General features: G+C 62.9%; 24 protein-coding genes and 1 pseudogene. 11 read left to right on the top strand and 14 right to left on the bottom strand.

The window, feature by feature from the left end; translation table 11 throughout:
- Positions 1-86: 86 nt before the first annotated feature.
- From JN756_RS18540 to JN756_RS18520, 5 genes and pseudogenes are all read left to right on the top strand, one after another.
- A pseudogene (locus JN756_RS18540) lies at positions 87-221 on the top strand (DMT family transporter); the annotation flags it as partial.
- 93 nt (positions 222-314) lie between these two features.
- The gene (locus JN756_RS18535; RefSeq protein WP_079444133.1) at positions 315-485 is read left to right on the top strand and encodes a metallothionein; all 171 of its coding nucleotides are present in this window, start codon (positions 315-317) and stop codon (positions 483-485) included.
- Positions 486-561: 76 nt separating this feature from the next.
- Positions 562-1,326: an AraC family transcriptional regulator gene (locus JN756_RS18530; protein ID WP_079444132.1), complete on the top strand. Its 765-nt coding sequence runs from the start codon at positions 562-564 to the stop codon at positions 1,324-1,326.
- Positions 1,327-1,416: 90 nt separating this feature from the next.
- Positions 1,417-1,590, top strand: coding sequence for a DUF1427 family protein (locus JN756_RS18525; protein ID WP_017849167.1), 174 nt, complete (start codon positions 1,417-1,419; stop codon positions 1,588-1,590).
- 30 nt (positions 1,591-1,620) lie between these two features.
- Positions 1,621-2,580, top strand: coding sequence for a quinone oxidoreductase family protein (locus tag JN756_RS18520; protein WP_046383066.1), 960 nt, complete (start codon positions 1,621-1,623; stop codon positions 2,578-2,580).
- A 48-nt stretch (positions 2,581-2,628) separates the two neighbouring features.
- Here JN756_RS18520 and JN756_RS18515 read toward each other — a convergent pair whose 3' ends face one another.
- The 3 genes from JN756_RS18515 to JN756_RS18505 form a co-directional block, all read right to left on the bottom strand.
- Entirely contained in the window at positions 2,629-3,657 is a 1,029-nt protein-coding gene (locus JN756_RS18515) for a purine-nucleoside phosphorylase (RefSeq protein WP_046383067.1), read from the bottom strand.
- Between the two features lie 14 nt (positions 3,658-3,671).
- Entirely contained in the window at positions 3,672-4,619 is a 948-nt protein-coding gene (locus JN756_RS18510; protein ID WP_201021164.1) for a nucleoside-specific channel-forming protein Tsx, read from the bottom strand.
- 155 nt (positions 4,620-4,774) lie between these two features.
- Complete coding sequence (locus JN756_RS18505) at positions 4,775-5,713, bottom strand: AraC family transcriptional regulator (RefSeq protein ID WP_108525169.1); 939 nt, start codon at positions 5,711-5,713, stop codon at positions 4,775-4,777.
- A 268-nt stretch (positions 5,714-5,981) separates the two neighbouring features.
- Here JN756_RS18505 and JN756_RS18500 point away from each other — a divergent pair, with 268 nt between their 5' ends.
- Entirely contained in the window at positions 5,982-6,755 is a 774-nt protein-coding gene (locus JN756_RS18500; protein WP_108525171.1) for an L-iditol 2-dehydrogenase, read from the top strand.
- Between the two features lie 1,389 nt (positions 6,756-8,144).
- Here JN756_RS18500 and JN756_RS18495 read toward each other — a convergent pair.
- Genes JN756_RS18495 through nirS form a run of 11 tightly spaced genes read right to left on the bottom strand, consistent with a single transcriptional unit; the run spans position 8,145 to position 17,054 of the window.
- Positions 8,145-9,599 carry a cytochrome D1 domain-containing protein gene (locus JN756_RS18495; protein WP_201021163.1) on the bottom strand — a complete coding sequence of 485 codons (1,455 nt, stop codon included), beginning with the start codon at positions 9,597-9,599 and terminating at the stop codon, positions 8,145-8,147.
- Positions 9,596-10,420: a uroporphyrinogen-III C-methyltransferase gene (cobA, locus tag JN756_RS18490; protein WP_017849359.1), complete on the bottom strand. Its 825-nt coding sequence runs from the start codon at positions 10,418-10,420 to the stop codon at positions 9,596-9,598. The genes JN756_RS18495 and cobA overlap by 4 nt, the downstream gene beginning before the upstream one ends.
- Before the next feature lie 44 nt (positions 10,421-10,464).
- A complete protein-coding gene (gene nirJ / locus JN756_RS18485; RefSeq protein WP_017849358.1) occupies positions 10,465-11,646 on the bottom strand; it encodes a heme d1 biosynthesis radical SAM protein NirJ in 1,182 nt (393 codons plus the stop codon).
- Positions 11,647-11,658: 12 nt separating this feature from the next.
- Positions 11,659-12,159 carry a siroheme decarboxylase subunit beta gene (gene ahbB / locus JN756_RS18480; RefSeq protein ID WP_017849357.1) on the bottom strand — a complete coding sequence of 167 codons (501 nt, stop codon included), beginning with the start codon at positions 12,157-12,159 and terminating at the stop codon, positions 11,659-11,661.
- Positions 12,134-12,577, bottom strand: coding sequence for an Lrp/AsnC family transcriptional regulator (locus JN756_RS18475; protein WP_046383070.1), 444 nt, complete (start codon positions 12,575-12,577; stop codon positions 12,134-12,136). The genes ahbB (JN756_RS18480) and JN756_RS18475 overlap by 26 nt, the downstream gene beginning before the upstream one ends.
- Positions 12,570-13,058 carry a siroheme decarboxylase subunit beta gene (gene ahbB, locus JN756_RS18470; RefSeq protein WP_032804989.1) on the bottom strand — a complete coding sequence of 163 codons (489 nt, stop codon included), beginning with the start codon at positions 13,056-13,058 and terminating at the stop codon, positions 12,570-12,572. Before ahbB (JN756_RS18470) ends, JN756_RS18475 begins: the two co-directional genes overlap by 8 nt.
- A gap of 23 nt (positions 13,059-13,081) precedes the next feature.
- Positions 13,082-13,540, bottom strand: a complete 459-nt coding sequence (locus JN756_RS18465; protein WP_017849354.1) for an Lrp/AsnC family transcriptional regulator — start codon at positions 13,538-13,540, stop codon at positions 13,082-13,084.
- 1 nt (position 13,541) lies between these two features.
- A complete protein-coding gene (locus JN756_RS18460) occupies positions 13,542-14,711 on the bottom strand; it encodes a cytochrome D1 domain-containing protein (RefSeq protein WP_046383071.1) in 1,170 nt (389 codons plus the stop codon).
- Positions 14,708-15,025 (bottom strand): c-type cytochrome, encoded by a 318-nt coding sequence (locus JN756_RS18455; RefSeq protein ID WP_017849352.1) that lies wholly within the window; start codon positions 15,023-15,025, stop codon positions 14,708-14,710. Before JN756_RS18455 ends, JN756_RS18460 begins: the two co-directional genes overlap by 4 nt.
- A gap of 16 nt (positions 15,026-15,041) precedes the next feature.
- Positions 15,042-15,356, bottom strand: coding sequence for a c-type cytochrome (locus tag JN756_RS18450; protein WP_046383072.1), 315 nt, complete (start codon positions 15,354-15,356; stop codon positions 15,042-15,044).
- 24 nt (positions 15,357-15,380) lie between these two features.
- Positions 15,381-17,054, bottom strand: coding sequence for a nitrite reductase (gene nirS, locus JN756_RS18445; protein ID WP_046383073.1), 1,674 nt, complete (start codon positions 17,052-17,054; stop codon positions 15,381-15,383).
- Positions 17,055-17,249: 195 nt separating this feature from the next.
- On the opposite strand from nirS, the gene JN756_RS18440 reads away from it, so the two are divergent.
- From JN756_RS18440 to JN756_RS18420, 5 genes are all read left to right on the top strand, one after another.
- Positions 17,250-18,026: a CbbQ/NirQ/NorQ/GpvN family protein gene (locus JN756_RS18440; RefSeq protein ID WP_017849348.1), complete on the top strand. Its 777-nt coding sequence runs from the start codon at positions 17,250-17,252 to the stop codon at positions 18,024-18,026.
- On the top strand, positions 18,010-18,573 hold the full coding sequence (locus JN756_RS18435) for a cytochrome c oxidase subunit 3 (RefSeq protein WP_017849347.1): 564 nt from the start codon (positions 18,010-18,012) through the stop codon (positions 18,571-18,573). The genes JN756_RS18440 and JN756_RS18435 overlap by 17 nt, the downstream gene beginning before the upstream one ends.
- 7 nt (positions 18,574-18,580) lie before the next feature.
- Positions 18,581-18,811: a cytochrome C oxidase subunit IV family protein gene (locus JN756_RS18430; RefSeq protein WP_057004353.1), complete on the top strand. Its 231-nt coding sequence runs from the start codon at positions 18,581-18,583 to the stop codon at positions 18,809-18,811.
- Positions 18,812-19,077: 266 nt separating this feature from the next.
- Positions 19,078-23,421 (top strand): RHS repeat-associated core domain-containing protein, encoded by a 4,344-nt coding sequence (locus JN756_RS18425; protein WP_250690790.1) that lies wholly within the window; start codon positions 19,078-19,080, stop codon positions 23,419-23,421.
- A complete protein-coding gene (locus JN756_RS18420) occupies positions 23,406-24,080 on the top strand; it encodes a hypothetical protein (RefSeq protein WP_201021161.1) in 675 nt (224 codons plus the stop codon). The genes JN756_RS18425 and JN756_RS18420 overlap by 16 nt, the downstream gene beginning before the upstream one ends.
- Positions 24,081-24,086: the final 6 nt, after the last annotated feature.

The raw sequence follows: 24,086 nt of genomic DNA, 5'->3' as shown, positions 1-24,086 counted from the left end.
TCGAAGTCTGTCGCAGCGTGCCGGGCTTAGGAATAGTGGCCCGAAAAATCGGAATGGACCTACTTTTACCGCGAGGCGTTTTCCCCATGAGCGTGCTGATCGACCATTTCGGCTGGCTGGGCCACCCGGCCATCGAACTGTCGGGCAGCCGGATCGTGGCAATGGCCTGCCTGGCGCTAGCGCTGGTGTTCATGTACCGCAGCAACACCCGCACCGACTGACTGATGGGAGGAACCATCCGCGCCGGCCCGCAGTCACTGCTAAAGGTGTCGGCGCCCGCCGCACCGGGACGACCATAACGAAGGAGTCTGACCATGCCAGATACAACCTGTGCCTGCCCACACTGCAAATGTGTGCTGGGAGTGGAGGCGGTGATGAAAGACGGTAAGGGCTATTGCTGCCAGGGCTGTGCCGAACACCATGCCCATGGTGAGCCATGTGTGGCGCCGACGGGCTGCGAATGCGCCAAGTCGGCTAAAGGCTGAGCGCGGTAAAAATTCGCTCGGCTTGTCGGGCGCTGGTCATTACCATGGCCGCTCACCCTTGCCGGATGTGTTCCCCATGGCCCTGGCCACGCCCCCCGACCTCAGTGATCACGCCGTGCCCGTGCAGCCGCTGGCGCGGACCTACCCGCGTGGTTGGTATGTAGAGCCCCATCGGCATGACTGGGGCCAGTTGCTCTATGCCATGAGCGGGGTGATGTGGGTCGAGACGCCACGCGAAGCGCTGGTGGTGCCGCCCCAACGCGCCGTCTGGCTGCCGCCGGGCGTGGAACACGGGATACGCGTGGTCTCGGATTTGCAGATGCGCAATATCTACCTGCGCCCGGCGTTGGCCGCGACGCTGGACAGCCAGGTGCAGGTGATTGACGTCGGCGGGCTGCTGCGCGAGTTGATCGTCACCCTGGTGGAGCAGGGCGACAGTGGCGATGCCGGCTATTACGACGCGGTGGTCGGCCTGGCCCTGCTGGAGCTGCAGCGCGCACGCCGCGCGTCAATCCGCATCGCCATGCCGCCGGAGGCCGACCGCCGCCTGGTCAATGCCTGCCAGGCGGTGATGGCGGCGCCATCCCTGGCGATTCCCTTCGAGCATCACGCGGAGGCCGCCGGTGCCAGTGTGCGGACCTTGGCGCGGCTGTTCCAGAACCACCTTGGCATGGGCTTCGCCGAATGGCGCCGCCAGGTGCAACTGGCCACGGCGGTGGCCGAGTTGATCCAAGGCCAGTCAGTCAGCGCGATCGCACGGTCCCTGGGTTACTCACCCAGCAGTTTCAGCGACATGTTCCGTCGTGAACTCGGCGTGGCACCGTCGCAGTATCGCGGTTGAAGGTTTGGCCGAAATCCTGAAGCACTTGGCCGATGAGGTGGGCGGCGGCTTCCTACACTAAGCGCCATCCAACCACCAGGCGCCGCCCCCATGAGTTACTTGATCTCCCTTGCCATTGGCCTCTTCGTCGGCGTGATCTACGGTGCGCTGGATTTCCGCTCGCCCGCGCCGCCGGCCATCGCGCTGGTCGGCCTGATGGGCATGTTGCTCGGCGAAAAACTGTGGCCGATGGGGCGTCAGTTGGTCAGTGGTTGGTTGTCCTGAATGTCCTTTCCCCTTTGATGGATGCCGCTCATGAAAGCGCTGCAATTTTCCGCCACCGGCGACCTCTCCACCCTGCGTTTCGTCGACGTCGCCACCCCGGTGCCCGCCGCCGGGGACGTGCTGGTACAGATCAAGGCCGCCGGTCTCAACCCCAGCGACGTGAAGAATGTGCTCGGTCGCTTTCCCTACACCACGCTGCCGCGCATTCCCGGTCGCGACTTCGCCGGCGTGGTGGTCGAAGGCCCGCAGGAATGGGTCGGGCAGGCGGTCTGGGGCACCGGGCGTGACCTCGGTTTTTTCGCCGACGGTTCCCACGCCCAGTACCTCACTGTGTCGGCCAAGGGCGTGGCGCACAAACCCAGCCACCTGAGTTTTGCCCAGGCCGCCAGCCTCGGTGTGCCGTACACCACCGCGTGGGACGCCCTGCAGCGCAGCGCGGTCGGCGAGGGCACGCGGGTGCTGGTCATCGGTGCGAACGGGGCCGTCGGCAGTGCGGCGTTGGCCTTGGCGAAAATCCTTGGGGCGCAGGTACTGGCGGCGGTGCGACGCCCTGAGCAGGCCGAAGTGTTGCAGGCGCAAGGTATCGCCGCGATTACCCTGGGCCAGCCGGAGGATTTGGGCGCGCAGGTCAATGCCGTGTTCAAGGGCGGCGCCGATGTGATCTTCGACACCACGGGGTTCTGGTTGCCCGCCGCCGTGGCGGGGCTGGCGCCGTTCGGGCGCATCGCGATCATCGCCGCGCCGGTCGACGGTCAGGTGCAACTGCCGGCCCTGGCCCTGTATCGCAAGGGCGGTTCGGTGGTGGGGATCAATTCGTTGCTCTACAACTGCGAACAATGTGCGGTGATGCTGGAGCAGTTCGGGCACTTCTTTGACGAAGGGTTGCTGCCGCTGCCGAGCGGCCTGCGCGAAGTGGCGTTGGCCGAGGGTGTGAAATGCTTCGAGGAGGTGAATGTGGGCAGCGCCGATAAGATCGTCTTGCTGCCCTGACGCGCTTGAACAGGTGGGAGCAAACCCGCTCCCACCGGTGGTTTTTGGCTAGGCGTCGGGCACGCCTTTTTCCCACGCCGACCAGTGCTTCAGGATCGCCTGGACCAACGGGTTGCCCGTGCGGTACAGGTTCTCCAGCGCCGGCACGAAGCCGCCCTGGTCCGCATATTTGAGCAGGTTATCCACCTCGCTGTAGCCCGGATAAGGTCGGTCGAAATCCGACCCGGCGCGCACCACCGCCAGGCGCTGGATATCCACCAGCCCTTCGCGACTGGCGCGCAGCAGGGCTTCATAGGTGGAGTTGTCTTCCTGCTGGGTGGTGCAGTATTCGCCTTGGTTGTCGGTGAGCAACCGCGTCCAGACTTCGGCGCGCTCGCTCAGGCGCGTGCCGGAGAACCAGGTGTTGCCCGCCAGCGTGTCGCAGCGGGTGACTTGCGGCGGTTGGTTGGCCGGTGCCGCAGGGTAGTGTTTGCGCCAGGCGCTGGATTCCGGGCTTTCCGTCAGCTCAACCTTCTGCGACAGGGCAAACGCCTTGGCCTGCAGTTTCGGGTTCAGCTCGAACACTTCGGTCTTGTAGTCCAGCGGCGGTTTTTCGTTCGGACCCTTGGTGTTGATACCGATGTAGCCGGTCGGCCAGTCTTTGGGCGCGTCCCGCGAATCGATTTCCCACTGGGTGCCGAACTCCACCAGGTAATGCGCCCAGGCGGTGGTGCCGAGGGTGCCGTGCTTGGGGCTGATGCCAGCAATCCCGGCGATCAGAAAGTAGCTCTGGCGCAAGTCGAATTTGGGTGACAGCGCCAACGCCAGGGTGGAGGCGGCGGCGTTGGTCTGGCCCATGCCGGTCACCAGCAGGCAGACGTCTTCGGTATTGCAACGAATCACCGGGTATTCGGCAGACAAGCCCGGCACGCGGACTTCCTGCTTGAGCGCCAGGCGATCGATCCAGGTTTGCGCCTCGGGGGCGAACATGGTGATCAGCATCACCTTGGGCTTGATCGGCGCAGGCGCCTGCGCCAGTACCAGGTGGGGCAGCAGCGCCAGGCCGACGGCCAGCGAGACACGGGTAAACAGACTCATCTAAAACTCCTTGATCAGAATTGGTAGCCTACGCCGGCGTAGTATCCCCAGCCGTTGGAGCGGGCGCGGAAGTTACCGTCGCCGAAATTCAGCTCGCTGCCATCCTCCCAGTTACCGCCGTTGTGAAAGTAACGACCGACCAGAGTGAAGCGCAGGTGGGTGAACGAGTACAGCAACACGTTGGTCGCCACCAGCGCGTTGGCGGTGCGCGCCGGGTTGTCCTTGTGCAGGTCCGAGCCGAAATCGTAGTTGGTGAAGCCGATATAGGTCAGCGAGGCGCCATTGTCGAACGTGTCGATGGGCACAATGTACTTCATCTGCGCGCGGTAGCCGTCCCATGCGTATTCATTGCTGGCGCCATAGTTTTCCCATTGGTAACGCCCATAAAAGTTCGCCGACAGGTTGACCCGCGAGTGGGTGTCGATGTCGGTGCCGAGGCCGCTGTATAGCGTGTTGGCACGGTTGGCGGTGTTACTGCCGTGGTCGTAGATCCAGTCAAAGGCCACGTACCATTCCTTGAACGGGCCGATGGCCAGGCTGCGCCCCGCCAGGTAGTCGATGGAGATCCGTGGCTCGTGCTCCATGAACAGCGGCGAGCCATGATCCCATGCGCCTTTGTCATTACTGTTACCGATGCCGAGAATCTTCGGCACGTCGATATAACCGTATAGCTCGAAGGGACCCTTGCGGCCGAAGTACTCGTATTCCAGGTAGACGTCATCGGCCGGCTTGGGGCCGAAGCTGATGTCTTTGCTGCCGATCAATGTCAGGTCCTGGTTGAACCAGTCCGACAGGTACACGCCTTTTTTCGCCGGGCTGGCTTCAGGGCTCAGGGTTTCGCCCTGTGCTGAGTCATCGACGGGTTGTTCCTGCGCCAGAATGGGCGGGCTGAGTACTCCCGTAACGGCGCTCAATAGCAGGGAAACACCAAAGGAAGCGGAATGCCTTGAGGTGGGGTGCATTGAAAATCCCTATTCAGTTGCGGTTTAGACCCGATTCTTCGGGTTGAGGTGAACTTGGCGGCCAAGTTCGTTCCGCAAACGTTTGCACAAGCTGTACCAACTTTACTCAATGGGCTGAATAGCTTGGGAAAAATCCTAATTAATCGACCATTTGGTCAGTATTGACGCGGTGTCATTTTTTCGCTGCGCTGGAACAGGTGCATGGCCGTTTCGCGCCGATATTCGCTGGGCGTCTGATGCATCTCGATGCGAAAGTGCCGGTTGAAATTGGACAGGTTGGCGTAGCCCACTTCAAAGCAGATCGCCGCCACGGACAGCTCGCTTTGCAGCAACAGCCGGCACGCCCGCTGTATGCGGAACTTGCGCATCAGGTCGATAAAACCGTGGCCGGTGTTGCGCTTGAAGAAGCGTGAGAAGCCCGCTTCGCTCATCTCCAGTTGCCGGGCGATTACCGACAGGCGCACATCGCCGGTCAATTCGCGCATCAGGTAGTCGAACGCCTTGTTGATGCGTTCGGCGCTGCGCGCGTCCAGGGTCGGCGCATAGCACGGGCTGGCCAGGGCCTGCACCTGCGGCGGCGGGGCGTTCTTGAGGGTGTCGAGCAGTTGCAGGAACAGGATCAGGCGTTGCAGGCCGTGGGCGCTGCCGATGTCTTCCAGCAGGCGGGCCGCTTGCACAGCGGTTTCGCCGCTGAATGCCAGGCCGCGCCGGGCCTGTTCGAACAACGGCTGCACGTCGCCGAGTTCCGGCAGGGTCTTGCGCAGGGCGAGGAGGGCGCTGCCATCGAATTGCAGCACCACATCGCGGCCGTTCAGGTGTTCGCCGGGGGCCAGGTCGCCGATCCAGTCGTGGGGCAGGTCCGGGCCGATCAGCGCAACATGCCCGGCACCGAATGCGCCGATGTAATCGCCCGCCACCAACTTGCCGCTGCCTTGGCGGATCAGGTGGATCTCGAATTCCGGGTGGTGATTCCAGCGCGCCAGTTCGTAGGGGTAGTCATGTTCGAACCAGCGAAAACAGTGTTCCGGCTCGGGCAGGATCACTTCGAGTTCGGCGGGGCGGTGTTCGAACAACTCGGCGCGGCTGATGGGCATGGTGATGCCTCTTGTACTTGGGGAATTGCGCCAAAATACGCGTGTTGGCGACAGCCGCGCTACCGAAGCTTTCGCCCGACACTGATACTTTTTTGATTCCGGGCCTGCGGTTAAAAAAGTATCGGTCGGGCATTCGCCACGGGTTTGTGAGGGCCCGGCCAAGCTGCTGTAATCGGCCCTCGACCATAAAAACAAGCGGTGGACACCGCCGAGCACGAGATCAAACGCGCCGGTTATCCCCCATCAATGCCCGAGGGACACGCACCCCATGAAACGACTGGAAGGTAAGAGCGCGCTGATCACCGGATCGGCGCGAGGCATCGGTCGCGCCTTTGCCCTGGCCTATATCCATGAAGGCGCCACGGTTGCCATCGCCGATATCGACCTGCAGCGGGCCCAGGCCACAGCAGCCGAACTGGGCCCGCAGGCTTACGCGGTGGCAATGGACGTCACCGACCAGGCGTCGATCGACGCCGCGATTGCCGCCGTGGTGGCCCATGCCGGCCAGCTGGATATTCTGATCAACAACGCGGCGCTGTTCGATCTGGCGCCGATTGTCGACATCACCCGCGAGAGTGTCGAGCGGCTGTTCTCGATCAACGTCGCCGGCACCCTGTTCACCCTGCAGGCCGCGGCTCGGCAGATGATCCGCCAGGGCCACGGCGGCAAGATCATCAACATGGCCAGCCAGGCCGGACGGCGCGGCGAGCCGCTGGTCGCGGTGTACTGCGCGAGCAAGGCGGCGGTGATCAGCCTCACCCAATCGGCGGGGCTGAACCTGATCAAGCAGGGCATCAACGTCAACGCCATCGCCCCGGGCGTGGTCGACGGCGAGCATTGGGACGGGGTGGACGCACTGTTCGCCAAGCACGAAGGCCTGGCGCCGGGCGAGAAGAAGCAGCGAGTAGGCGACGAGGTGCCGTTCGGACGCATGGGCACCGCTGAAGACCTCACCGGTATGGCGATCTTCCTCGCGTCGAAGGACGCCGACTATGTCGTCGCCCAGACCTACAACGTCGATGGCGGGAACTGGATGAGTTAGGTCATACACCGATCAACATGTGGGAACGAGCATGAGGCTGCGATAGCGGGCTGTCAGCCAGCAAAACTGTCAGCAGTACCGGCCCCGTCGCAGCCTCGCCGGGGCTCGACACCTCCCACAGTAGATCGCCATGTCAGCCCGCAGCGCGGTCTCCTTGTGGGAGCTGTCGAGCTTCAGCGAGGCTGCGATAGCGGACGGTCAGGCGCCAAAAATATCAGCAGTACCGGCCCCGTCGCAGCCTCGCCGGGGCTCGACACCTCCCACACTAGATCGCCATGTCAGCCCGCAGCGCGGTCTCCTTGTGGGAGCTGTCGAGCTTCAGCGAGGCTGCGATAGCGGGCTGTCAGGCGCCAAAAATGTCAGCAGTACCGGCCCCGTCGCAGCCTCGCCAGGGCTCGACACTTCCCACAGTAGATCACCATGTCCGGCCGCACCGAGGTCTCCTTGTGGGAGCTGTCGAGCTTCAGCGAGGCTGCGATAGCGGACGGTCAGGCAGCAAAACTGTCAGCAGTACCGGCCCCATCGCAGCCTCGCCAGGGCTCGACACCTCCCACAGTAGATCGCCATGTCAGCCCGCAGCGCGGTCTCCTTGTGGGAGCTGTCGAGCTTCAGCGAGGCTGCGATAGCGGACGGTCAGCCAGCAAAAAAGTCAGCAGTACCGGCCCCGTCGCAGCCTCGCCGGGGCTCGACACCTCCCACAGTAGATCGCCATGTCCGCCCGCAGCGCGGTCTCCTTGTGGGAGCTGTTGAGCTTCAGCGAGGCTGCGATAGCGGACGGTCAGGCAGCAAAAAAGTCAGCAGTACCGGCCCCGTCGCAGCCTCGCCAGGGCTCGACACCTCCCACAGTAGATCGCCATGTCCGCCCGCAGCGCGGTCTTCTTGTGGGAGCTGTCGAGCTTCAGCGAGGCTGCGATAGCGGACGGCCAGGCTCCAAAAATATCAGCAGTACCGGCCCCATCGCAGCCTCGCCAGGGCTCGACACCTCCCACAGTAGATCGCCATGTCCGGCCGCAGCGCGGTCTCCTTGTGGGAGCTGTCGAGCTTCAGCGAGGCTGCGATAGCGGGCTGTCAGCCAGCAAAAAAGTCAGCAGTACCGGCCCCGTCGCAGCCTCGCCGGGGCTCGACACCTCCCACAGTAGATCACCATGTCCGCCCGCAGCGCGGTCTCCTTGTGGGAGCTGTCGAGCTTCAGCGAGGCTGCGATAGCGGACGGTCAGGCAGCAAAACTGTCAGCAGTACCGGCCCCGTCGCAGCCTCGCCGGGGCTCGACACCTCCCACAGTAGATCGCCATGTCCGCCCGCACCGAGGTCTCCTTGGGGGAGCTGTCGATTTTCATTTCAACCCATGCCGGGGTTTCCTCGCTGACGGGCAGGTCCCCAGCGCGAGGTTCAGTGTGATGTGCCTTCGGCAAATTCGATTTTGTTGCCCACGTTGTACTTGCCCGACGGTTTGTTCATCGGGATGCGCTTGATCTCCTTGAGTGTCTGGCTGTCATAGACGATCAACGCCCCATCGTTGGCCCAGATGCTCAGCAACAGGTAGCGACCGTCGCGGGTGAATTCCACGTGGGCGGCGGTCTTGCCCGGCATTGGGCGTAGGGTGTGGGCGATTTCCAGGGTCTGTTTGTCGATCAGGTGAATCGCATCGTTGTCCGGCCCGAAAAACACATCGCTCCACACATAACGCGAATTGGCATGGCTGCGCATGAAAAAGCCCGGGCCGAGGGTGGGGATCTGCTTGATCAGCTTCCAGGTCTTGAGGTCGATCACCGAGATTTGCCCCTTGCTGATATTGGGCGTGGCAAACACCCACTCACCATTGCGCTGCCAATACGTCCCCGAGCCCAGGTGCGGCATGCCGGACAGTGGGATGTCGGTGACCACGTGGCCGGTGTCCAGATCGATTACCTGGCCGCCGCCGGCCTTGCGTGAGGTGGCGACCAGTTGGCGATAATCCGGGGAAAACGAAAAGTCATCGAGCACGTCCTGGGCCTGGATGCGCCGCGGTTCGAAGCTGGGTCGGGCGGCGGCATAGGACAGTTCCCAGACTTCATTCACGTCCTTGAGTGCCACGATAAAGCTGTTGCGCGGCGGGGCGGTGTACACCGCGCTGACCCGCGACGCGGTGTCGAGGGTCTTGACCAGCGACAGGTCGCGGGCATCCAGCACCACCAGGTTGCCCGGCAGGTAATTGCCCACCAGCACCCAGCGCCCGTCCTTGCTCACCGCGAGGTTGCGGGTGTTGAGCGCCACGCGGGTTTCGGCGATCAGCTTGAGGTTGTGCAAGTCGTACAGGCTGATCCAGCCGTCGCGCGAGGCGAAGTACACAAAGCGCCCATCGGGGGAAAATTTCGGCCCGCCGTGGACCGCGAAATGGGTCGGGAAGCGGTCCAGCACGGCAAAGGTGTCACCGTCGAGAATGTCGATGTGATGGTCGCCGGACTCCACCACCACAAACAGGTTGAGCGGGTCGGCATGATGCTGAGGCGTAGTCGGCAAGCGGCTCAGGTCTGCCAGCAGGGTGTGGCTGTTATGGATGTCCTGCTCGTTCCAGGTCGCCGGTGTGGCGGGCGGTTGCTGCAGGAAATTCGCCAGGCCGTCGATCTGCGCAGCACTCAACTGTGGCGCAAACGCCGCCATCTGACTGGCCGGGCGCCCTTGCTCGATGACCTTGCGCACTTCCTCCGGCTTGATCCGTCCCAGGCTTTCCGGCAGCAACGCCGGGCCGCTGGCACCGATGCGGTTGAGGCCATGGCAGCTCGCGCAGTGACGCTGGTAGTCCTCGGCCGGCGTGCCGTGGGCGGCGGCGGCCCAGAGCAAGGGCAGCAGTAGCAGGCGTTTCATACCGCCACCGCTTCGCGGGCCGGCGACAGGCTGGCGGGGAAGTGCAGGGCGGCTCCGGCGAACAGGTTGACCACATGGCCGATCACCGTCAGGGTCGGCACACCGGGTTCGCAGTCGGCGGCCATCGTCGGCAACTGGCGCAGGGTGCCACGGGCCACCTGCTGGTCGGCTCGCGCGCCGTTGCTGATCAGCGCCGCTGGCGTGTCCGCCGGCAGGCCCGCCGCCACTAGGTGTTCGGCGATCAGCGCGAGGTTCGACAGGCCCATGTAGAACACCAGCGTCTGGCTCGGCTCGGCAAGGCTGGCCCAAGGCAGCTTCAACGCGCCATCGCGTTGCAGGTGCCCGGTGACGAAGCGGCAGGAGTTGACCAGATCGCGGTGGGTCAGGGGGATGCCGGCATAGGCGCTGCACCCGGACGCGGCGGTGATGCCCGGCACCACCTGGCAAGGCACGCCTCGGGCCAGCAGGTATTCCAGCTCTTCGGCGCCACGGCCGAAGATAAACGGGTCGCCGCCCTTGAGGCGCACCACCCGTTGCCCCTGGTCGGCCAGTTCGGCCAGCAGTTCGTTGAGTTGATCCTGGGGCAGGCTGTGACAGCCGCTGGCCTTGCCCACGTAATGGCGCGCGCAGGTCAGCGGGATCAGCGCCAACATCTCGGCGCTGATCAACCGGTCGAAGACCACCGCATCGGCCTGCATCAGCAGGCTCCAGGCCCGCAGGGTCAGCAGGCGCGGGTCGCCGGGGCCGGCGCCCACCAAGGCGACTTCGCCGGGGTGGAAGGGGCTGTGCAAACTGGCAGGTAAGGTGGTCGGAGTGTGCATGAGACGTCCTTGATACATCATCAGGTAGGCTGCCCCCGGTTGTGTCACCGGGTGGTCGAGCAAGGGATCAGGTTGCGAGGCTGCAGGGCGATCTCGGCGTCGCTGAGGTGGCAACCCGGATCGGGCCCCCAAAGGTCGCCGTTGGCCCAGGCGCGGGTGCGTGTGTTGCCGTTGCAGATCGGCAGCCAGCGACACTCGGCACACCGCCCGCCGATGGTCCGCGGGTGTTCGCGCAGGCGCAGCAGCAACGGGTCGGGCCGGTCCAGCCAGAGCTGGCGGAACGTGGTGTTGCGCACATTGCCCACCGAGTGCTGCCACCAGTACGTGTCGGGGTGTACCTCGCCGGTGTTGTCGATATTGGCGATGCCGCTGCCCGACGCATTGCCGCCCCAGCCGTGCAGCAGGTGTTCCAACTGCGGGTAATGCTCGGGCAGATGCTGGTGGACCCACTGCAGCAACAGCACGGCGTCGGCGTCGTTGTTGCCGCTGACGAAGTCACTGTCGACGCCGTTTTCGATGTCGTGCCAGGCCTGCTGGAAAATCAGCGTCATCGCATCGCGGCTCATCTGCCGGTGCGCGTCCAACTGCCGGCTGCGTTTGCCGCGCCCGCTGTAGTTGAGGTGCGACAGGTAGAACTTCTGCACATCGTAGTCACGCATCAGCGCCAGCAGTTGCGGCAACTGCCCATGGTTTTCCTGGGTCAGGGTGGTGCGCAGGCCCACGCGAATGCCGGCCTCGCGGCACAGACGGATGGCGTGCATCGAGCGCTGGAAGCTGCCCTGCAACTGGCGAAACGCATCGTGGGTCGCCTGCAGGCCGTCGATGCTGATGCCCACATAGTCGAAGCGCGCGTCGGTGATCTGCTGGATATTGTGTTCGTCGATCAGCGTGCCGTTGCTCGACAGCGCGACGAAAAAACCTTTGTCCCGGGCATAGGCGCTGAGCTGGAACAGGTCTGCGCGCAGCAGCGGTTCGCCGCCCGACAGAATCAGCACACGCACCCCGGCCGCGTGCAAATCGTCGATCACCTGGAGCGCCGCCGGGGTGTCCAGTTCATCGCGGAACACGCTGTCGGCGCTGGTGGCGTAACAGTGTTTGCAGGTGAGGTTGCAACGCCGCAGCAGGTTCCAGATCACCACCGGCGGCCGCTCCTTGCCGGGCGGCGAGGTCCGCGGCGGCGGGCATTTTCCGGCCAGGGTACGCAGGTACTGACTGATCCGTAGCATAGGACGCTCCTTCTAAGGTGCCGGCGTCAGGCGCAGGCCGGTTTTTTTCAGGATGCGGCTGCTCACCAGCATCTCGTCGCCGCGGCAGGCATCGCCGAGCAGGAACCGCAGGTGTTCGCGGTAGCTGTCGATTTCCTCGCGGCTACGCCCATGCACCATGGCGAACAGGTTGTAGGGCCAGTCGGGACGGCGCGGGCGGCGGTAGCAATGGCTGACAAACGGCTGCGCACCGATCAATTCGCCCAGGCGCGGCATCTGCACGTCGGCCACGTCCCACACGGTCATGCCGTTGTGGCGATAGCCCAGGCGGTAATGGTTGGGCACGGCGGCGACACGCCGGATCGCGCCTTCAGCCTGCAGGTGCTTGAGCAAGTCGAGGGTCGACTCGACGCTGATGCCCAACTGCTCGGCGAGCCAGGCCCAGGGATCGTCCAGCAGCGGCAGGCCACCCTGGGTGAGGGCGACCAGGCGCAGGGCCAGGTGGTGGTCAGACCGGGAAATACAGACCGACATGGTAGGTTTGCTCCTTCGGCAGATTGAGCACCGCCAACCCCGTCAGGGTCTCGATGCGGGACAGCGTGGCGGCCAGTTCGGCCTCGGTGCCGCAGGCCAGCACGAACCACATGTTCCAGCGATGTTCGCGGCGGTAGTTGTGGGCCACCTGGGGCAGCGCGTTGAGTTGTTCGGCGACCGCGTCAAAGCGCGCGTCGGGTACGGCCAGCGCGGCCAGGGTGAAGGCGCCGCCGAGGCGCTCGACATCGAACATCGGCCCGAAGCGCGTCAGCACCCCGTCTTCGAGCAGGTCGTGCAGGCGGTCGAGCACTTCACTCGGGTGGCTGTGCAGTTCCTGCGCCACCTGCCGCCAGGGTTCGCGCACCAGCGGCAGGCCGTGTTGCAGGCGATTGATCAGGCGCCGGTCGAGATCATCCATGGGCCCATACCTGCGACGACGGCGGCGTAAAGCGCCCGCCGCATTGCTTGAAGGCGTGGGTGCTGAACAGCAACTGGTGCGGCAGGTCACTCAGTTGCTGCTGTTCCAGCATCCGCTGGATATGCGCCGTGACCTCCTTGCGTTCGCGGCCATGCACCATGCAGAACAGGTTGTAGCGCCACTGCGGCAGGCGGCGTGGGCGCTGGTAACACAGGTTGACACCGGGCGCGCGGCCCAGGCGGTTGCCCACTTCGTCCACCAGCGCATCGGGCACGTCCAGCACCAGCATGGCATTGGCGACAAAGCCCAGGGCGCGGTGATTGAGCACCAGGCCGACACGGCGGAACAGGCCCTGGTCCTGCCATTGCTGCATCTGCTGCAACACCTGGTCGTGATGCGCGCCGATCTGTTCGGCGAGGTTGTCGTAGGGCCGCGAGACAAGAGGCAAGCCGCGTTCCAGGCATTGGCGCAGGTCGAGCATTTGCTCTTGGCTCAGCGGGATGATCACGGATGCGCTCCCAGGGAGAACCCGAGGTCGATGCGATAGGCGGTGAGCATCGGCAGATCCAGGGGAATGAGGCCGGTGTCTTGCTCCAGCTCGTCGAGGATCTGTCGCAGGTGCTGACGGTGTGGGCCGGTCAACACGAACCACAGGTTGTACTGATGCTCGCGCGCATAGTTGTGGTTGACTTCCGGGTACTGGCTGACGCGCCGTGCCACCTGTTCCAGGCGTTCGACCGGCACCGCCAGGGCAGCCAGGGTGCTGGCGCCGGCGCGGGTGTGTTCGAACACCGGGCCGACCCGCGACAGCGAACCGGCCAGTTCCAGGCGGTGCAGGCACGTCATCAACTGGGCCTCGCTGCAGCCCAGCACCTGGGCCATTTCGCGATAAGGTTCGGCGCACAGCGGCATGCCGTGCTGGTAGCGTTCGATCAATTGACGGCTAAGCAGGTCAAGGTCCATCTCAATACCCCATTTTTTGCGCGCGGCTGCTGAAGAAAATTCCACTGGGACTCAAGGCCGGCAAGATCTTGAGCAAGGTCATGCGGTACGGGTCCCAGACCTGCACCTGCTCACCGTCGCGCACCGACAGCCAGAGCTGTTCGCCACGCCCGGTGAACTCCATGTGCAGCACCCCGGGACCGGGGCGCAGGTCGGCCACCACTTTGTGGGTCTCGGTGTCGATCACCTGTACGCGGTCGTTGTCCGGGTAGGCGAAATTGACCCACAGCTGGCGCCCGTCGGGACGTGCGGTGACGAAAATCGGTTGGCCGGCGACGTCGATGGCGGCGGTCTGCTGCCAGCTGCGTGCATCCATCACCAGCACCTGGTGATGGCCGACGGCGGGCACGAAGGCTTGGTTGTCGGCCACGGCCCAGCCTTCGAGGTGGGGCATCTTGTACACCGGCAGTTTTGCCTGGCCGCGCCCGTAATCCGCGAGCACGCGTTTGACCCCGTGCTCGGGATGCCACAGGTCGAGCTGGGCCATGCCGTCCTCACCGAACAGCCCGGCCATGTAGTAACGGCCATCGGCAGTGATCAGCGCGTCGTAGGGTTGTTCGCCGATGCCGCGGAACCGGGTGATCTGCGGGGTGTTGCCCTGGCTGAAGTCGGCGCTCCAGATCTCGCCGGTGTCGAACAGGCTGAACACGAAGCGCTGGCCGGGCGCATCCACCAGGCCCACCACCCGCGAGCGTTTGCCGTCGGCCAGGGGCGTGGCGGGAATGTCGGCCACCTGGGCCAGGGTCTGCGCATCGAACACCTTGACCCCGCCGGGTTGGTAGTTGGACACGGCAATCAGGCGGCCATCCTGGCTGATGGCGCCGCCGATGCTGTTGCCGCCCTGGATGATGCGTTTTTCAACGCGTTGGCGCAGCAGGTCGACTTTGGTCAGGCCGCCATCGCGGCCGAAAATGTAGGCGTAGCGCTGGTCGCGGGAAAACACCGCCGAGGCGTGGGACAGGTCGCCCAAGCCGTCGATCCGGCCCAGCTCCGTCATCCCGCTGGTCTCGATGATTTGCACACTGGCGCTGGCGCGTTCGATCACCAGGCCCAGGTCGCCAGTACCGCGCAGCGGCGGTTGGGCACAGGCACCGAGCAGCAGGCACAGCGATAGAAGAGTGGGGCGCATCATGGTGCGGGGCTTCCTTGCAAGAGGCGTTCGACCAGCCAGGCGATCTCGCTGGAACTGAGCAACGGCGCCCAGCCGGGCATCGCGCGGGCAGGGCGGCCATAGGTAATGGTGGCGGTCAGGCTGTCGCGGCTTTGCCCGGCGAGGGCCGCCGGGGTGAGGGGCGGGCCCAGGCCGCCGGTGAGGTACAGGCCGTGGCAGGCGCCACAGTCCTGGGTCAGCAGGTGTTCGAGGCGGGCGGCGTCCGGTGTGGCCAGCGCCCACGTGGGAATCAGCAGGAACAGCGCCATGGCCGTACCGATCATCGATGCATTCATGGCGCGCTCCTTGTGCTTATTTCAAGGTCAGGACCCATTCGGCCAAGACCTTGGCTTCGTCTTCCGTCACCATATTCGGTGGCATCGGAACCGGCCCCCAGTTGCCTTGGGTGCCGTTTTTGATGTGGCTGGCGAGGGTCACGGCGGCGTCTTTCACCCCGGCGTTCTTGGCCGCGACGTCCTTCAAGGCCGGCCCCACCAGTTTGCTGTCAACCATGTGGCAGCCGACGCAGGGTTTGCTGCTGAACAAGGCCAGCCCGTCTTGGGCGAAGGCCGGTTGCAGACTGAATGCGGCGGCACAGGTCAGCAGTGCGAGGAGAGTATTTTTCATCGGAAGTCCTTGTGTTGATGGGGCTCAATAAATGTCGTGTTGGGTGTTGTAGACGTTGAATTTTCCGGTTGGGGTGATCAGGCGCTTGTCCTTGATAACAGCTTTGAGCTTCAGGGACTTGTCGTCGATCACAACCAGCGCCGATTCCTCGGTCTGGCCGTTCCACACCGAGAACCACACCTCGTCGCCGGCCTTGTTGTATTCCGGCTGCACCACGCGCAGCGCGCCTTGCTTGATGCCGGCGTATTCGGCGATCGGCAGCACCGTGTAACCCTTGTCCAGATGGTCGATGTCAAACACCGCGGCCGACTGGCTGAGCTTGGCGTCGGGGTTGAGGGTGGTGTCGACATACAAATGCCGGGAGTTGGGATGGGTCTTGATGAACAGCGAGCCGCCGCCCTGGCCCTTGAGCGATTCCACCTGTTTCCAGGCGTATTGCGGGTGTTTGATCGGGTCGGTGCCGATCACCGAAATACCGCCGTCGCCCAAGTGGCTGGTGGCCCAGACCGGCCCGTAGGTAGGGTGTACGAAGTTGGCGCCACGGCCTGGGTGCGGGGTCTTGCCGACCTCGACCAAGGCAGTGAGCTTGCGTTCCTTGGAGTCGATCACCGCGACCTTGTTCGAGTTGTTGGCCGCCGTCATGAAGTAGCGGTGCGTGCTGTCCCAACCACCGTCATGCAGGAACGGTGCGGCGTCGATGGTGGTGATGGTGAGGTTCTTGATGTCCTGGTAATTGACCAGCATCACCTTGCCGGTTTCCTTGATGTTGACGATGAACTCCGGCCATTCGTGGGAGGCGATGATCGCCGCGACACGGGGCTCGGGGTGATATTCCTGCTTGTCGACGGTCATGCCGCGGGTGGACACGATCTGTTTGGGCTCCAGGGTCTCGCCGTCCATGATGGTGAACTGTGGCGGCCAGTAGGAACCGGCGATGGCGTACTTGTCTTCGTAGCCCTTGAATTTCGAGGTCTCCACCGAGCGCGCCTCGATGCCGACCTTGATCTCGGCGACCTTGGTCGGTTCGGCGGGCCACAGGTCGATCATGTCGATCTTGGCGTCGCGGCCGATCACCAGCAGGTAGCGGCCCGAGGCGGAGATCCGCGAGATGTGTACGGCATAACCGGTGTTGATCAGTTTGACGATTTTCTTGCTGTCGCCATCAATCAGCGCAATCTTGCCGTCGTCGCGCAGGGTGACGGAGAACAGGTTTTCCAGGTTCAGATCGTTCAGCTGTTTCTTCGGACGGTCTTCGGGCTTGACCAGCACTTTCCAGGTCTTGAGGGTTTCGGCCATGCCCCATTCCGGCGGGGTTGGCGCGGTGTGCTGGATAAAGCTGGCCATGTGGCTGATCTGGGTTTTGGTCAACGCATTGGAGGTGCCCCAGTTCGGCATGCCGGCGGGGGAACCGTAGGTGATCAGCGCTTCCAGATAGGCCTGGCCACGGGCCTGGGTGATGTCCGGTGTCAGCGGTTTGCCGGTGGCACCCTTGCGCAGCACGCCGTGGCAACCGGCGCAGCGCTCGAAGTAAATCTGTTTGGAGGTGTCGAAGTCGGCCTGACTCATGTCTGGCGCGCCGGCGGTTTTCACTTCGGCCGGCTGGGGTGCGCCATGGGCGCTCAAGGGCAGTGCCAAGGCCAACGCGCAACTCAGTGCGGCGAGGCTCAGGGTGAAGGGTTTTCTGTTGCGAGTCAGCATTCCATTTACTCCTCAGGCGGGACCTTTGCGTTGCCTCGCAACACGGTGCGGGGCGCAGGTTCTTCGTGCGGGGCCAGACTAGGGGGCAGCACCGCAAACTTCGCTTGATCACGATCAAGTTTGTCTCGGGCGGTGCTTGCCAGGTTGTCGCAGGGGCCCTTAGCGTGGCCATCAAACCCGCTGTGGATGCCTGTCATGACTGAGCCCTTCTACCAACCCCTGGACAATGAACACCTGCTGTTCGAACACGCCTGGCGCCACCGCATGCCGGTGCTGATCAAGGGCCCCACGGGCTGCGGCAAGACCCGTTTCGTGCAGCACATGGCGCATCGTCTGAACTTGCCGCTGTACACCGTGGCCTGCCACGACGACCTGAGTGCCGCCGACCTGATCGGCCGTCACCTGATCGGCGCCGAGGGCACCTGGTGGCAGGACGGCCCGCTGACCCGTGCCGTGCGCGAAGGCGGCATCTGCTACCTGGACGAAGTGGTCGAGGCGCGCCAGGACACCGCCGTGGTGCTGCACCCGGTGGCCGACGACCGCCGCGAGTTGTACCTGGAGCGCACCGGCGAAGTGGTCAAGGCGCCGCCGTCGTTCATGCTGGTGGTGTCTTATAACCCCGGTTACCAGAACCTGCTCAAGGGCATGAAACCCAGCACCCGCCAGCGTTTCGTCGCGATGCGCTTCGATTACCCGGCCGTCGAGGGCGAAGCGCGCATCGTGGCGCGCGAGGCCCAGGTGGACCTTGCCCTGGCGACCCAGGTGGTGCGCCTCGGCCAGGCCTTGCGTCGCCTCGATCAACACGACCTGGAAGAAGTGGCCTCCACGCGTCTGCTGATTTTCACCGCGCGCCTGATCGCCGCCGGCATGCCCATTCGTGAAGCCTGCCTGGCATGCCTGGCCGAGGCGCTGACGGACGACCCGCACACCGTGACCGCCTTGATGGACGTGGTCGATGTGTACTTTGCCTGAACCGCGCCGCCTGCCGGGCGACCTGGCGATGTGGTTTTTCATCCTTGCCGAGTTGTCGGTGTTCGCGATTCTGATCCTCGCGTTCGCCGTGACCCAGGTGCTCAAGCCCGAGGTGTTTGCCGAAGGGCGCGCGCAACTGGACACCTCCACCGGGCTGGCGATGACCTTGAGCCTGTTGACCGCCGGGCTGCTCGCGGCGTTGGCATTGCAGCAGGTGCGATTGCAGCGCTGGCGGCGCGGCGCCGGCTTGTTCGTCGCGGCGCTGTTGGTGGCGCTGGTCTACGTGGCGATCAAACTCACCGAGTACGCCCACCTCGGCGCTGCCGGGTTGGGCCTGGAGCACAGCACGTTTTTTACCTTGTACTGGCTACTGACCGGGTTCCATTTCCTGCATGTGCTGCTGGGCATGGTGATTCTCGCGTGGCTGGCGCTGGGCTGCTGGCGCGGCGGGCTGTCGGTCGGCGGGCTGGAGTCGGGGGTGCTGTATTGGCACATGGTGGACCTGGTGTGGGTGGTGCTGTTTCCGTTGGTTTACGTGATTGGATGAGGTACCGATGTCCATTTCCCAAGGGCTGATCGTGTGTTGGGCCACGTTGGTCGTGCTCAGCGTCGGCACCGTGCTCGCTGGCGGCTCCGGGCTGTGGCTGGCGGTTTTGCTGCTGGCGGTGGTCAAGGCGTGGCTGATTGCCGATGGGTTCATGGAGTTGCGGCATGCTCCCAGGTTTTGGCGCGCTTTGGTGCTGGGCTGGCCGGTGGTTCTGGTGTTGGTGGTGGGGCTTGTCTAGGCTCGGGGCGCCCAAGATCAAAAGCCAAAGCGAGGCGGCCTTATAGCCGACCTGATCCTGGAAGCCGGGCCCGGTCACCAGTGGGAGCTGGCTTGCCTGCGATGGCATCGCCTGGGTGGACCTGATGGACTGAGATGTCTGCATCGCAGGCACCTCCGCTCCGCCTGCTTTGGGAAAAATCTTACGCCTCCCTCGGAAAGTCTCACCTGAGCAACACGTTAGTCGCGTGATTTGATTCCGGCCTTTTCAGGCAGGGATTGCTGGTCATGACTGACGCGTTTTGGGCCGCCCGCGAAGGCGACGCGCTGCTGCACACCTCAATGATGGCCGATGTTCTCGGCGGTGTGCTGGAAGTCGCCGCCTATGCCGCCATCACGTCCGTGGGCTGCCTGGCCGCTGGCGCGCTGATTGCCGCAGCGACCGGCGTGACCATTGCCACAGGTGGCGTTGGATGTGTCGCCCTGGGACTGGCGGTCGGCGCGGTGGTGGGGATCAGCGCCGGGCTCTCGGGGGCTGACGTGAAGATCTCCAGTTGGTGCGAAACCGCCGCCAACTGGGTTTTTCCGCCGGTGATCGAGGCCTTTATCACCAGCGGCTCAAACGACGTTTTCATCAATGGCAAACCAGCGGCCCGGGCCGCCGGACAGATGATGGCTGTGCCGATCGCGCCCAGTGAGCCACCGGCCCCCCGTTTTCTGGACATCGCACAGGGATTTTTCTCACAACTGTGGCGCCCGACGGTCGCCACATCCGCTGCCGGTACCGTGCCGTGTCCGCTGGACACGGTCGCCTGCACCAAGCACCCGCCCATGCCCGAGCAATTTATTGCCGAGGGTTCCAGTTCGGTCTTCATCAACGGGCAACCGGCCGCACGCAGCGGTGACCGCAGCACGTGTGACGCCAAGATCGGCAGCGTCGAGGGGCTGATTTCTGCCGATGTGCGTATCGGTGGCGACCCCGTCGTGGTGCGCGAAATTCGCAGTGGCAAGACACCGGGCGTCGGCTTGGCGATTGCCGCGCTGCTTGCGCTACGCGGCAATGTGAAAGGCTTTTGGAGCAAATTGCCGTGCCTGGCCGGCGGCGCGCTGGCGGGCGGGGCCGTGGCGTATGGAACCGGCAAGCTCACCTCGGCACTCAACAGCGCGGTCAACGGTTCGCCCAACCCGGTGCATAGCCCGACCGGGGCCAAAATCCTCGGCGCCGAAGAAGAACTGGACTTCGTCCTGCCAGGCCTGCTCCCCATCGACTGGCAGCGCTTCTACAGCAGCCTCGATCAACGCCACGAAGGCCTTTTCGGCGCCGGCTGGAGCGTTGCCTATGAGGTCGCCGTCGAGATCGATCAAGATGAACACCTCACCTACATCGACGAACAGGGGCGCCGCGTAGACATCGGCTACATCCCGTTGTCAGGCGGCGCCTTCAGCCCCGGCGAAGGCCTTGCGGTCAGGCGCAGCGCCGACGGCGCCATCCTGATCGAAAGTATCGACGGCCTGTATCGGCTCTTCGAGCCCGACCCTCTGAACTCCTTGCGGATGCGCCTGCATTTGCTGGGTGATCGTAACGAAGGGCGCATCTTTCTGGATTACGACGTCCAGGGGCGCCTGTGTCGCCTGCGCGACAGCCATGCGCTGATGCATGTCGACGTGAGCTACACCGTCGAGCATCCGCGGCGCGTGAGCCATATCGAGCGCCGTTACCTGCATCGGCAACATTTTGCTGGGCGCAGCGACGTGCTGGTCAGCTATCGCTACGACACCCACGGCGACCTGGCCGAAGTCCTCGACGCACAAGGCACGAGCCAACGACGTTTTGCTTACGACCGCGCGCGGCGCATGGTCGAACACCAACTGCCGAGTGGCTTGCGTTGCTTCTACCAATGGCACGCAGTGCCTGGCCCGCATGGCGAGGAATGGCGCGTCAGCCGGCATTGGACCGATGCCGGCGATGAATTCACCTTCGACTACGACCTCGATGCCGGTATTACGCGTGTCACCGATGGCCTGAAACGGGTCAGCACCCGCTATTGGAACCCGCAGTACCAGATCACCCGCTACGTCGATAACCTGGGCCATGCCTGGCAGTTCGAATGGAGTGAAGATCGCCAATTGCTCGGCGCGATTGATCCGCAAAACGGCCAATGGCGCTTCAGTTACGACGAATCCGGCAACCTGAGCGCAGTGACCGATCCACTGGCCAGGATCAGCAACACACAGTGGCTGGCGCATTGGGCATTGCCCGAAGTGGAAACCGACCCGGCGGGTAACCGTTGGCATTACCGCTACGACCGGCATGGCAACTGCATCGAAGAGATCGATCCGCTGGGCAACCGCACCCGCTATGTCTACGACGATTTCGGCCAGCCGGTGCAGATCATCGATGCCACCGACAAAATCCGGAAGCTGCACTGGGACGAGTGGAGCCAACTGATCGAGGAAGTGGATTGCTCGGGCCACGCCACCGGCTACCAGTACGATGCGTTCGGCAATGTGCTGGTGCACACCAATGCTGAAGGTGAGTCGGTGCGCTATCAGTACAGCCCGCAAGGGTTGTTGCTGGAATGCCGACTTTCGGACGGGCGCCTTGAGCATTTCCAGCGCAACGCCAGTGGTTATCTGACGGGCTATGTCGACCCCGCCGGCAACACGTCCCGCTATGCCTACGACCGGCGCGGCCAGGTCAAACAGCGCTGGGACGCGCACAACCGCTGCGTCACCTTCGATCACGACGCCTACGGGCGACTGCTGAAACTGACCAATGAAAATGGCGAAAGCTATCGCTTTGAGTGGGACGCGGCCGATCGCCTGGTGCAGCAACAAGACCTCGACCACAGTCGGCGCTGCTATACCTATGACCCGCTGGATAACGTCGTCGCCGTCGGTTACCTGCCGGGAAGGGAAGGCGAGCCGGTAGACGCGCTGACACACCAGTTCCAACGCGACCCGCTCGGGCGCCTGGTCAGCAAAGTCACCGCCGACGGCACCACCGTTTATAAGCACGACCTGAACGACCAACTGGTCGCGGTCACCTTCACCGCTCTCGACGGTCGCGAGCAAGCACTTGGCTTTAGCTATGACGCGCTGGGGCAACTGCTTGAAGAACACAGCTCGGCGGGGTGTCTGCAACACCATTACGACGAATTGGGCAACCTGACTCAAACCCACTTGCCTGACGGACGCTGGCTCAATCGCCTGTACTACGGCAGCGGTCATCTGCATCAGCTGAATCTCGACGGCCACGTCATCAGCGACTTCGAACGCGACCGCCTGCACCGCGAACTGCAACGCACTCAGGGTCAACTCAGAACAAATACCGACTATGACCGCAGTGGCCGGGTCCGCTCACGCCAGCGTCGCAGCATCGAACAGCCGTGGCAGTTGCCGCCCCTGGTCGAAACCCATTACAGCTACGACGCCAGCGACAACCTGATCGGACGCCGCCGTACCGACCGCCAAGAGCACCTGGCCTACGACAGTAGTGGACGTATCCTCGTCAGCCAACAGATAGGCCGGATCGAAACCTATGCCTACGATGCGGCGGCCAACCTGCTCGACGGGCCACAACAAGGCGGCCTGGTACGGCATAACCGGCTGCTGACGTATCAAGACAAGCGCTATACCTACGACGCGTTTGGGCGAATGGTTGAAAAGCGCAGCGCTGTGCGTGGTTTGCAGCGCTTTGCCTACGACGCCGAAAGCCGGTTGGTTGAAGTGCGTAATGAAAACGGCGGCGTGGTCAGGATGGTCTATGACCCGCTGGGGCGGCGCATCGGTAAAACTGAACACGACAAGAATGGCGTTTGCCTGGGAGAAAGCCGTTTCGACTGGGATGGACTGCGTTTATTGCAGGAACATCGTCATAGCCAGACCAGCCTTTATCTCTACGATGGCGACAGTTATGAGCCACTCGCCAGGGTCGACGGTGAAGGTGAATACCAACGCGTGCGGTATTACCACAACGACCTGAACGGCTTGCCGGAGCAACTCACCGAGGCCGACGGCCATGACGTCTGGCGAGCGACTTATCGGGTGTGGGGCAACACGCTGGAGGAGGTGCGGGAGCCTTACTTCATTGAAGAGCAGAATTTGCGGTTTCAGGGGCAGTATCTGGATCGGGAGACTGGGCTGCATTTTAATACGTTTAGGTTTTATGATCCGGATGTGGGTCGCTTTACAACAACCGACCCTATTGACTTGATGGGTGGGTTCAACCTTTATCAATACGCTCCTAATCCTTCGGGATGGATAGACCCATTGGGTTGGGCATGCTCCGCTGCACAGCGACGGCAGAATAAGGTCAATGGTTTAGCAGCGGAGAACCTGGTTTATCAGAGGCTCATGAAAAACCCTAATGTTACCGTGCTCGGTAGGCAGGTTTATGTAAGAACGCCAGGCGCAGGGCGGGGCCGCTACGTAGATATTTTAATAAGAAATAACAAAACACAAAAAATCATTTCTGTCGAAGTTAAATCAGGCCGTGCAATACGCTCTAAAGCCCAGCTTGCAAAAGATAAAGTCATCACTAATGGGCAGGGGGTATTTGGGCATTCCGGGAAAAAAGCAACAGGTGTTACTGTGAGTGAGGCTAGGGTGCCACTATGGAGGCTGCCGTAATGATTGGAAGTGTCGAGAATATGTTGAAATTACTGACCTCAGGTATAGCTGAGACGTTTGAAAACCATGGGTTCACGCAAAAAAAAGACCGTTTTTTTGAAAAAACCGACAGTAAGGGTCGAATCAGGCGCTACTCAATGGGGCTTTCCAAGCAAAAAGGATGGTTTTCTCTCCACTTGACGCTGCAGCTTCTCGATCCGACACTGATGGTGCATGTGAATACAGTCCTTGAAAAGGCACTGAGAGATGACAAGTTCGAGTATCCGGAAAGTTGGTCAAAATCAATTATAGAGAAATCTATAAAAACTCGCACATCCAATCAGGTTGTCGCCGAACTGACCGATTGGCGGATACTGAAGGAATCCAGCGAATCACTTCAGCACTTCAATGAGAGGTTTTCGATATGGCTATATTCATTCGAAACTCCGGATGAAAAGCCGGGCTGGAAAGAGCAGTTACTGACCAGCGTTGAGTTAGCACTCAAGTGGTTTGATGAAGTAGATTCAAATGAATGGATTCGCTCCAATACCGTGTACCCTGCTCTATACTTACTCGCTACTGAGGGGCTCAAGCAGAGAGTTGAGGAGCACTACAAGGCGGCGTTAAAATCGCTTGAAGATCCGCATGAGGTCGAGCTTTTTTATCGATATTTAGTTTAAAGGTAA

The sequence above is a fragment of the Pseudomonas sp. Y39-6 genome, from assembly GCF_023651955.1.
Lineage (GTDB): Bacteria > Pseudomonadota > Gammaproteobacteria > Pseudomonadales > Pseudomonadaceae > Aquipseudomonas > Aquipseudomonas veronii.
Note: the sequence above shows the minus strand (reverse complement) of the source record. Positions and strands in the feature narration are given on the sequence as shown.

Excerpts from the sequence above, each read along its gene's own strand:
- JN756_RS18535 (WP_079444133.1), top strand. The coding sequence starts at position 315 with ATGCCAGATACAACCTGTGCCTGCCCACACTGCAAATGTGTGCTGGGA.
- JN756_RS18530 (WP_079444132.1), top strand. The coding sequence starts at position 562 with ATGGCCCTGGCCACGCCCCCCGACCTCAGTGATCACGCCGTGCCCGTG.
- JN756_RS18525 (WP_017849167.1), top strand. The coding sequence starts at position 1,417 with ATGAGTTACTTGATCTCCCTTGCCATTGGCCTCTTCGTCGGCGTGATC.
- JN756_RS18520 (WP_046383066.1), top strand. The coding sequence starts at position 1,621 with ATGAAAGCGCTGCAATTTTCCGCCACCGGCGACCTCTCCACCCTGCGT.
- JN756_RS18515 (WP_046383067.1), bottom strand. The coding sequence starts at position 3,657 with ATGAGTCTGTTTACCCGTGTCTCGCTGGCCGTCGGCCTGGCGCTGCTG.
- JN756_RS18510 (WP_201021164.1), bottom strand. The coding sequence starts at position 4,619 with ATGCACCCCACCTCAAGGCATTCCGCTTCCTTTGGTGTTTCCCTGCTA.
- JN756_RS18505 (WP_108525169.1), bottom strand. The coding sequence starts at position 5,713 with ATGCCCATCAGCCGCGCCGAGTTGTTCGAACACCGCCCCGCCGAACTC.
- JN756_RS18500 (WP_108525171.1), top strand. The coding sequence starts at position 5,982 with ATGAAACGACTGGAAGGTAAGAGCGCGCTGATCACCGGATCGGCGCGA.
- JN756_RS18495 (WP_201021163.1), bottom strand. The coding sequence starts at position 9,599 with ATGAAACGCCTGCTACTGCTGCCCTTGCTCTGGGCCGCCGCCGCCCAC.
- cobA (WP_017849359.1), bottom strand. The coding sequence starts at position 10,420 with ATGCACACTCCGACCACCTTACCTGCCAGTTTGCACAGCCCCTTCCAC.
- nirJ (WP_017849358.1), bottom strand. The coding sequence starts at position 11,646 with ATGCTACGGATCAGTCAGTACCTGCGTACCCTGGCCGGAAAATGCCCG.
- ahbB (WP_017849357.1), bottom strand. The coding sequence starts at position 12,159 with ATGTCGGTCTGTATTTCCCGGTCTGACCACCACCTGGCCCTGCGCCTG.
- JN756_RS18475 (WP_046383070.1), bottom strand. The coding sequence starts at position 12,577 with ATGGATGATCTCGACCGGCGCCTGATCAATCGCCTGCAACACGGCCTG.
- ahbB (WP_032804989.1), bottom strand. The coding sequence starts at position 13,058 with ATGCTCGACCTGCGCCAATGCCTGGAACGCGGCTTGCCTCTTGTCTCG.
- JN756_RS18465 (WP_017849354.1), bottom strand. The coding sequence starts at position 13,540 with ATGGACCTTGACCTGCTTAGCCGTCAATTGATCGAACGCTACCAGCAC.
- JN756_RS18460 (WP_046383071.1), bottom strand. The coding sequence starts at position 14,711 with ATGATGCGCCCCACTCTTCTATCGCTGTGCCTGCTGCTCGGTGCCTGT.
- JN756_RS18455 (WP_017849352.1), bottom strand. The coding sequence starts at position 15,025 with ATGAATGCATCGATGATCGGTACGGCCATGGCGCTGTTCCTGCTGATT.
- JN756_RS18450 (WP_046383072.1), bottom strand. The coding sequence starts at position 15,356 with ATGAAAAATACTCTCCTCGCACTGCTGACCTGTGCCGCCGCATTCAGT.
- nirS (WP_046383073.1), bottom strand. The coding sequence starts at position 17,054 with ATGCTGACTCGCAACAGAAAACCCTTCACCCTGAGCCTCGCCGCACTG.
- JN756_RS18440 (WP_017849348.1), top strand. The coding sequence starts at position 17,250 with ATGACTGAGCCCTTCTACCAACCCCTGGACAATGAACACCTGCTGTTC.
- JN756_RS18435 (WP_017849347.1), top strand. The coding sequence starts at position 18,010 with ATGTGTACTTTGCCTGAACCGCGCCGCCTGCCGGGCGACCTGGCGATG.
- JN756_RS18430 (WP_057004353.1), top strand. The coding sequence starts at position 18,581 with ATGTCCATTTCCCAAGGGCTGATCGTGTGTTGGGCCACGTTGGTCGTG.
- JN756_RS18425 (WP_250690790.1), top strand. The coding sequence starts at position 19,078 with ATGACTGACGCGTTTTGGGCCGCCCGCGAAGGCGACGCGCTGCTGCAC.
- JN756_RS18420 (WP_201021161.1), top strand. The coding sequence starts at position 23,406 with ATGGAGGCTGCCGTAATGATTGGAAGTGTCGAGAATATGTTGAAATTA.